This is a genomic window from Mucilaginibacter sp. (assembly GCF_039207105.1).
GTDB lineage: Bacteria > Bacteroidota > Bacteroidia > Sphingobacteriales > Sphingobacteriaceae > Mucilaginibacter.
Genome location: NZ_JBCECK010000194.1, coordinates 1 through 8,011 on the forward strand (window position 1 = coordinate 1; position 8,011 = coordinate 8,011).

Annotated in this window: 8 protein-coding genes; 5 read left to right on the forward strand and 3 right to left on the reverse strand. The window is 40.0% G+C overall.

The window, feature by feature from the left end; translation table 11 throughout:
• Positions 1 to 150: 150 nt before the first annotated feature.
• The gene (gene rlmB, locus AAGC65_RS23255; protein WP_343114862.1) at positions 151 to 921 is read right to left on the reverse strand and encodes a 23S rRNA (guanosine(2251)-2'-O)-methyltransferase RlmB; all 771 of its coding nucleotides are present in this window, start codon (positions 919 to 921) and stop codon (positions 151 to 153) included.
• 326 nt (positions 922 to 1,247) lie between these two features.
• Here rlmB and dnaB point away from each other — a divergent pair, with 326 nt between their 5' ends.
• On the forward strand, positions 1,248 to 2,816 hold the full coding sequence (gene dnaB / locus AAGC65_RS23260; protein ID WP_343114863.1) for a replicative DNA helicase: 1,569 nt from the start codon (positions 1,248 to 1,250) through the stop codon (positions 2,814 to 2,816).
• Between the two features lie 141 nt (positions 2,817 to 2,957).
• Here dnaB and chrA read toward each other — a convergent pair whose 3' ends face one another.
• A complete protein-coding gene (chrA, locus tag AAGC65_RS23265) occupies positions 2,958 to 4,157 on the reverse strand; it encodes a chromate efflux transporter (protein WP_343114864.1) in 1,200 nt (399 codons plus the stop codon).
• A gap of 202 nt (positions 4,158 to 4,359) precedes the next feature.
• On the reverse strand, positions 4,360 to 4,701 hold the full coding sequence (locus tag AAGC65_RS23270) for a tetratricopeptide repeat protein (protein ID WP_343114865.1): 342 nt from the start codon (positions 4,699 to 4,701) through the stop codon (positions 4,360 to 4,362).
• Between the two features lie 45 nt (positions 4,702 to 4,746).
• Between AAGC65_RS23270 and AAGC65_RS23275 the strand changes: the two genes are divergently transcribed.
• The 4 genes from AAGC65_RS23275 to AAGC65_RS23290 form a co-directional block, all read left to right on the forward strand.
• A complete protein-coding gene (locus AAGC65_RS23275) occupies positions 4,747 to 5,484 on the forward strand; it encodes an electron transfer flavoprotein subunit beta/FixA family protein (RefSeq protein WP_343114866.1) in 738 nt (245 codons plus the stop codon).
• A 33-nt stretch (positions 5,485 to 5,517) separates the two neighbouring features.
• Positions 5,518 to 6,495: an electron transfer flavoprotein subunit alpha/FixB family protein gene (locus AAGC65_RS23280; RefSeq protein WP_343114867.1), complete on the forward strand. Its 978-nt coding sequence runs from the start codon at positions 5,518 to 5,520 to the stop codon at positions 6,493 to 6,495.
• A gap of 27 nt (positions 6,496 to 6,522) precedes the next feature.
• Entirely contained in the window at positions 6,523 to 7,125 is a 603-nt protein-coding gene (locus AAGC65_RS23285) for a bifunctional nuclease family protein (RefSeq protein WP_343114868.1), read from the forward strand.
• A 225-nt stretch (positions 7,126 to 7,350) separates the two neighbouring features.
• Positions 7,351 to 8,011: MFS transporter (locus tag AAGC65_RS23290; RefSeq protein ID WP_343114869.1), on the forward strand; the 661-nt coding region annotated here is incomplete at its 3' end.

Consider the following 8,011-nt stretch of genomic DNA (forward strand, 5'->3'; position numbering starts at 1 on the left):
ATCAGGAACAAAACGTAAAGCAGGTGGTAGCCGATGTCAAAAATAAATTCGGAGCGAAGTTTATTTAGAGAATAAGTAATGGGTTTTGAGTAATGAGTTAAAATTGGAACCAACAGGATTATTTTTTATTCAAAACTCATTACTTGCAACTCAAAACTGCTTCAATCCCCTTTGTCTTATCGCTTCATACAATATTACTCCGGTTGATACAGATACGTTGAGCGACTCGATTTCACCGAACATTGGAATTTTAGCAAGGTGATCTGAAATGCGGATTATCTCGTTACGGATACCGTCTTCTTCCGATCCCATGATAATGGCAGTTGGAGCAGTATAATCAGGCACGTAAATATCATCTTTGGTTTTTTCAGTACAGCAAACCAACTGTAGGCCAGACTCTTGCAAAAACCTAACAGTTTGCATAAAGTTATCATGGCGGCAAACAGGAATTTTATATAATGCCCCTGCTGACGTTTTAATAGCATCAGGGTTTATTTGTGCCGAACCTTTGGCCGGAATAACAATGGCATGTACACCGGCGCACTCTGCGGTACGGGCTATAGCACCCATATTACGCACATCTGTAATAGAGTCTAAAACAAGTACCAATGGCACCTCACCCTTTTCAAACACCTCCGGAATTATATTCTCTATTTTCTGATAAACAATGGGCGAAATAAAAGCCACAGCCCCCTGATGGTTCTTAGGGGTAAGTCGATTAAGCTTCTCGACCGGCACCTGCTGAGCGGTGATATTGTATTCATTTAGCAGCGCCTTTAGCTCATGTGACAAGCCTCCGCTCACTCCTCTTTGAATGTATAAAGCTTCGATTTCTTTACCTGAGGTAATGGCCTCCATAATAGCCCTGATACCAAAAACCATTTGGTTGCTTTCGCGCTGAGGTCTGGAATTAAATGTCATTTGTTACGATCTGATATTTTGCAAAAATAGCTATATTAATTGATTAAGCACTTATTGAACTCAAGCAGCAATTGGGTTCTGGCCAAATAATTAACATTTGCTAACTTTATTAACATTAGTGTAATAAATTGATTTGCAATAAGTAAATTAGGATATTAACACATTATTAACATACAGGTGTTGATTAACAGGTTATAGTTAACACAAACTGTTAATTACAAATACTCAAATTTATGTGGTTGTTAATGTTTGAGTTAAAGCTCAAAAACTGGTGTTAGCGCTTTACTGAACAATTCAAAAGTAATTTTGTATATTTTTGTTGCCTTATGAATTTCGAGAACGATAACCTGCAAAACAAGCCCAATACAAACGACCGCCGAAGCCGATTTACAGCCCCAAATCCATATTCCGGACTTGGGAAGTTACCACCACAGGCAACCGATTTGGAAGAAGCTGTTTTAGGAGCGCTCATGCTCGAAAAAGACGCCCTTTCATCGGTTATTGACGTTTTAAAACCCGAAGTTTTTTATCGCGATAACCATCAGAAAATATTTGCCGCCATAAAACAACTGTTTGAAAAATCATCGCCAGTTGATATCCTGACCGTTACTGCCGAATTACGCAAGGAGGGCGAGCTGGAAATGATAGGAGGTGCGTATTATATTACCGAGCTTACCAGTCGTGTAGCATCAGCAGCTAACATTGAGTTTCACGCACGTATCATTATCCAGAAATTCATTCAGCGCGAGTTGATCCGTATTTCAACTGAGGTTATTCAAAGCGCTTATGAAGATACCTCCGACGTACTTGATCTGCTTGACAAAGCAGAAAAGAACCTTTTTGAGATTGCCCAAAGCAACCTGCGCCGTGATGCCCGAAAGATGGATGACTTGGTTCACGAAGCCTTAAAGGATATTGAAGCATTAAAAGATAAAAAAGACGGACTTACCGGTGTACCTTCGGGTTTCACCAACCTTGACCGCATGACCTCAGGCTGGCAAAAATCAGATCTGGTGATCATCGCGGCACGTCCGGCGATGGGTAAAACAGCTTTCGTACTAAGTTGTGCGCGTAATGCCGCGGTTGATTTTGATAAACCGGTTGTAGTATTCTCACTCGAGATGTCATCCGTTCAGTTAGTTAACCGTTTAATATCCGGCGAAACAGAAATTGAACAGGAAAAAATACGTAAGGGAACTTTGGAGGAATGGGAATGGCAGCAAATACACTCTAAAATTGGTCGACTGGAGCAAGCTACCCTGATTATTGACGATACCCCTGCGCTAAACATTTTTGAATTCAGAGCCAAATGTCGTCGTTTAAAATCTCAGCATGATATTCAGCTTATCATTATTGACTACTTGCAATTGATGCATGGTAAAGGTGAAGGAAAAGCAGGTGGTGGTAACCGTGAGCAAGAAATTGGTAGTATTTCAAGAGCCCTAAAATCAGTAGCTAAAGAACTTAACGTACCTGTGATAGCACTGTCACAATTAAGTCGTGCCGTTGAAACCAGGCCGGGTAACTCCAAAAGGCCTATGCTATCGGATTTGCGTGAGTCCGGATCTATCGAGCAGGATGCGGATATGGTACTATTCCTTTACCGCCCAGAATACTATGGCTTAACAGAGGATGAAGATGGCAACCCTACCAATAACGTGGGCGAAGTAATTATAGCCAAACACCGTAATGGTGAAACCGGTACGGTACGATTAAAATTCGTGGGTAAATACGTTAAGTTCGCCAACCTGGAAGAAGATATGCAAGGCTTCCCTCCTGCTGCTGGTGGCAACGCATTTTCAGGCCTCGCCCCATCACAGGATTTTGAGAAACAAAGCAACTTCATCATCCGCCCGTCACGTATGGATGATATTGATGATGAACCACCGTTTTAGCCCCCAGCCCCCTAAAGGGGGAGTTTTTGATTTGTATGGATGATAAAAGCATAAAATTTTAAACAACGAAGGCCCGTTTTAAATAAACGGGCCTTCGTTGTTATTAACATAAGTAACTCCCTCCTTTAGGGGGCGGAGGGCTTAAAAAAATATTCCCAGCAGCACTCCGATGATGATGATAAACGGGGTCTTTATTTTGGTAAAATGTAGCAGGCTGAATGTTCCTGCCATTAACGCGTAAGCTATCCAATTGCCCCCAAATGGTTTTACAAGCAAAATAAAGGCTGTGGCCATAAAACCGACCGCTACTGCGTTGATACCGCTCAATGAGTTTTTAATACGGGTAATTTTCTTCAAATCCTCCCAAAAGGGTACAATAAATAATATCAATATCAATCCTGGGGTGTTTACTCCTATTACAGCTACAAGGCTGCCAATAATTTCCCCGCCAATGCCAAAACCCTTGTTGCCTAAAGTAATTCCACCCAAAAAAGATGTAAAAGAAAATGTTGGCCCTGGCAGAGCTTGCTGCAGAGCATAGCCCGACAAAAACTCCGAATTGCTTAGATAATGCTTAACCTCTACAAACTCAGTGTACATTAAGGGCACCATTACTTGCCCGCCGCCAAATATCAATATGCCGTTCCGGTAAAAATTCTCAAACAAACGTATAGGTAAACTAAAGGGTGATGTTTGGTTTATAACAGCACCCAAAGCGGCAAAAAACAGTAATATACCTATAAAGTAAGCAACCTTATTAGGGTTAACATTAGAATATAATTTAACACGAAGCTCATTTTCCTGCGGCTGGGTTTCCATAGCCGATGAAATGATACCGCCCAATAAGATCAGCAAGGGAAAGGCATACGCATTTTGTAAAATAAGTGTTGATATGAGCGATCCGATAGCCAGCATCATACTCACCCTGGTTTTTAAGAACCTATTGGCAAAGGTATAAGTGGCATACGCCACGATACCCACAGCCATTGGCTGTATGTAAGTGATTACATGAGCAAACTTAGCCTGGTTAACAAACATTTTATAGCTTATCGCGGCAAGGCCCATTATGGCAGCTGATGGCAATATCCATATTAAAAAGGTGATCAGTGCTAATCTTAATCCCCCTACCTTCCAGGCTATACCAACCAGTGTTTGGGTTGATGACGGGCCAGGCAACACTTGTGATAGCGCATTAAGCTCCATCAGCTCTTCCTCACTTATATAATTTCTCTTTTCAACAAACTCACGCAGCAATACCGCTATATGAGCCTGTGGGCCGCCAAAGGCTGTGAACGTATAAATAAAAACATCGCGAAGAAATAGAAGATGCCGTTTTTTCATTTAGCTCATTTGTTCAATGGTTCATTAGTTAATTGGTCTTTTTTAAGACCTAGCAATTTTTCAATGAACTTTAAATATGCATTTAATTTAAAACTAACTGTTTGTCATCTTTTCGCAAAAACAGTGAATCCAAAACTATAAAAACTCATGAATTTATATTGAACTATTCACCAATAAACTAATAAGCCGGTGAACAAATGAACTAATAGTCATCATCGTCTTCTTCTATACCAACAGCTTGTCTGTACACCGCTTGTAACTCTGAAAAAGCATGATTATCCCGCTTCTCTTTAGTCACTTTCATGCCGTTTTCATAAGTAGTAATAGCATCCTGTTTACGATTCAGGGCCTCATATAATTTACCTAAATGATAATAGGTGCCTACATAACCGGGGTGGTTAACAATTAAATCCTCATAATAATACAATGCTTTATCTACCTGATTTATACGAAGATATTCTGTAGCAAGCGCGTATTTTAAAAATTCATCGTTGGGTTCATTCTTTATAAACTCTAATAGCTTATCCAATCTGCTCAACTCCATTTTAAACTATACCTTTTTTAATTAAATTTGCAAAAACCTATTGATATGAAGATCCTGGTATGTGTAAGTAATGTTCCTGATACCACCACAAAAATAACCTTTACAGACAATAACACCCAATTTAATACAAATGGTGTTCAATTTATCCTAAACCCTTATGACGAGATAGCCCTTTCGCGTGCTATTGAGCTTACAGATGGCGGCAAAGGATCTGTAACTGTGATCAATGTTGGTGAAGTAACTACTGAGGCCACTATACGTAAGGCCCTGGCTATTGGCGCAACTGATGCGGTACGAATAAATGCAAAACCACATGATGCATGGTACGTTGCTTATCAGATTGCTCAATATGTGAAATCCAATCCGTTCGACCTTATTTTAACCGGCCGTGAGTCTATTGACTACAACGGTTCAAAAGTAGCGGGTATGCTGGGCGAACTGTTGGATATCCCATCAGTTTCCATTATTAAAAAGCTGGATGCGACAGAAAGCGACGCTACCGTTGAGCGCGAAATTGAAGGAGGCAAAGAAATATTAACTATTCCTTACCCGTTTGTAGCCGGTACAGCAGAAGGCGTAGCCGAACCTAAGATACCAAACATGCGAGGTATCATGTCTGCACGCACTAAACCGCTGGCAGTAGTTGAACCTGCTGAGGTAAAAACGCTTTCAGAGGTGATCAGTTATGAAACTCCTGCCCCACGCGGACAAGTAAAACTGCTTGCTGCTGATGACACTGCTAAGTTAGTTGAGCTATTACATGCTGAAGCACGTGTTATATAATTAACCTTAATCCGATTCACGAAAAACACAAATATGTCAGTTTTAATATATGCGGAAAATGCCGGCGGCAAATTCAAAAAGTCAATTTTTGAAGCCATTTCTTATGCCCGTGCCATTGCCGATCAAAATAATACTAACCTTGTAGCCATTTCTATTGGTGATGTTAACGCTGCAGAATTAGCCGCTTTAGGCAAGTACGGCGCAGAAAAAGTACTGAATGTATCTGGTGAAAAGTTAAAAAACTTTGTAAACCAGGCTTATGCTTCTATTATTGCCGAAGCAGCCAAAAAACAAGGTGCCGATATTGTAGTATTATCTAACACCTTTTCGGGCCGTGGCCTTACACCGAGGTTAGGCGTAAAATTAGAAGCCGGCGTTGCAGATGGTGCAGTTGCATTACCTGAGCAAAACGGTGGAAAATTCACTATTAAAAAAACTGCATTTTCCGGTAAAGCTTTTGCGGTTGTTGAATTAACATCAACCAAAAAAGTTATCGCCCTTGTACCTAACTCGTATAAAGTTGTGGAAACAGACGGCACTGCACAGGTGGAGGATTTTGCAGCCGAAACCAAAGATTCGGATTTTAAGGCTATGATCAAAGACATTGTACGCTCAACCGATAAAGTATCTTTACCAGATGCCGAGATAGTGGTATCAGGTGGACGAGGCCTTAAAGGCCCTGAAAACTGGGGCATGGTAGAAGAACTGGCCGAACTGCTTGGTGCTGCTACAGCATGCTCAAAACCTGTATCTGATGCTGGTTGGCGCCCACATAGCGAACACGTTGGCCAAACAGGCATAGCTGTTAGTCCAAATTTGTATATTGCAATAGGCATTTCAGGAGCAATACAGCACCTGGCAGGTATAAGTTCTTCAAAAGTTATTGTGGTAATTAATAAAGATCCGGAAGCTCCATTTTTCAAAGTGGCCGATTACGGTATTGTTGGCGATGCATTTGAAGTTGTGCCTAAATTAATAGCAGCCGTTAAAGAATATAAAGCTTCAGCATAAAATATATTAGGTGAGATGGGTAACAACATGAAAAAAATTAAGCTTGATATTGTAGGGTTATCTTACAGCCAGACACAATCAGGTGCCTATGCTTTGGTTTTGGGTGAAGTGAGCGGGCGCCGCAGACTCCCTATTATTATCGGTAGTTTTGAGGCGCAGGCAATAGCTATTGAAATAGAAAAAATGACTCCGAGCCGTCCCTTAACACATGATCTGTTCAAGAGTTTTGCTCAGGCTTACCAGATTGAGGTTCAGGAGATCATTATCTATAACCTGGTTGATGGCATATTTTATTCTAAACTGATATGTAGTGATGGTAAAAGATCGGTGGAGATAGATGCCCGTACTTCTGACGCCATTGCCGTAGCGGTAAGATTTGATTGCCCTATTTTTACTTATGAATTTATACTTTCTACAGCGGGTATAGTAATTGAAGGTAACGATTTTGTTTATCTCGAAAACATAAATGAGGCAACAGAAGAAAAAACAGTAGGCACATCTGTTGGTAGTGGATTTTCGTCCTTAAGCATTGATGAGCTCAAAACAAAACTTCAGGAAGCCCTTGCTGAAGAATCGTACGAAAAAGCCGCTAAGATCCGCGATGAATTAAATAAGCGGAAAGCATCATAATTATTGCATTTATTTCCAGTCCATTTTACAATGAGAAATCTTATTTAGGTATATAAGATTTCTCATCGTTATTAGTTTACAATAATAAGCAGTTGTTAAAACTCATTTTGTAACCCATTCAATTTTACCAAATTCTGTTTTTTATCGTTTTTTGGTTTACATTTATTTCACTACTTTCCGCTTTTAATTTAATACTGATCAAACTTATTTAAACCAGGCACTCATATGAATATTAAGTTCCGCTTAATACTGATGAATTTTATGCAATATTTTATATGGGGATCCTGGCTACTCACTATAGCAGTATACTGGTTTCAGAATAAACATTGGTCGGGTGAGCATTTTGGAGCTATTTTTTCAACTATGGGTATCTCGGCAATCTTCATGCCTGCTCTCACAGGTATTATTGCCGACCGCTTTATAAATGCCGAAAAGTTGTATGGCGTAATGCACATTTTAGGTGCAATGACTTTATTTTCGCTCCCACTCATAAATAATCCATTTACTTTTTTCTGGGTAATGTTATTGAATATGGTATTTTATATGCCAACCCTATCATTATCCATAACCGTTGCTTTTTCGGCTTTAAAGAACAGCAATAAGGATATTGTAAAAGACTATCCCCCTATCCGTATATGGGGAACAATCGGTTTTATTGCCGCATTGTGGACCGTGAGTCTTACTCATAACGAAACTTCGGCAAACCAATTCTATATTGCATCGGCTATGGCCCTTACATTAGGTATATATGCGTTTACTTTGCCTAAGGCTCCCCCTCTTATGGGTAAGGTCACTCATAAATCATTTGTTGAGCAATTGGGTTTAAAAGCTTTTACCTTATTTAAAGTACCTAAGTTTGCTATATTTTTTGCCTTTTCACTATTGT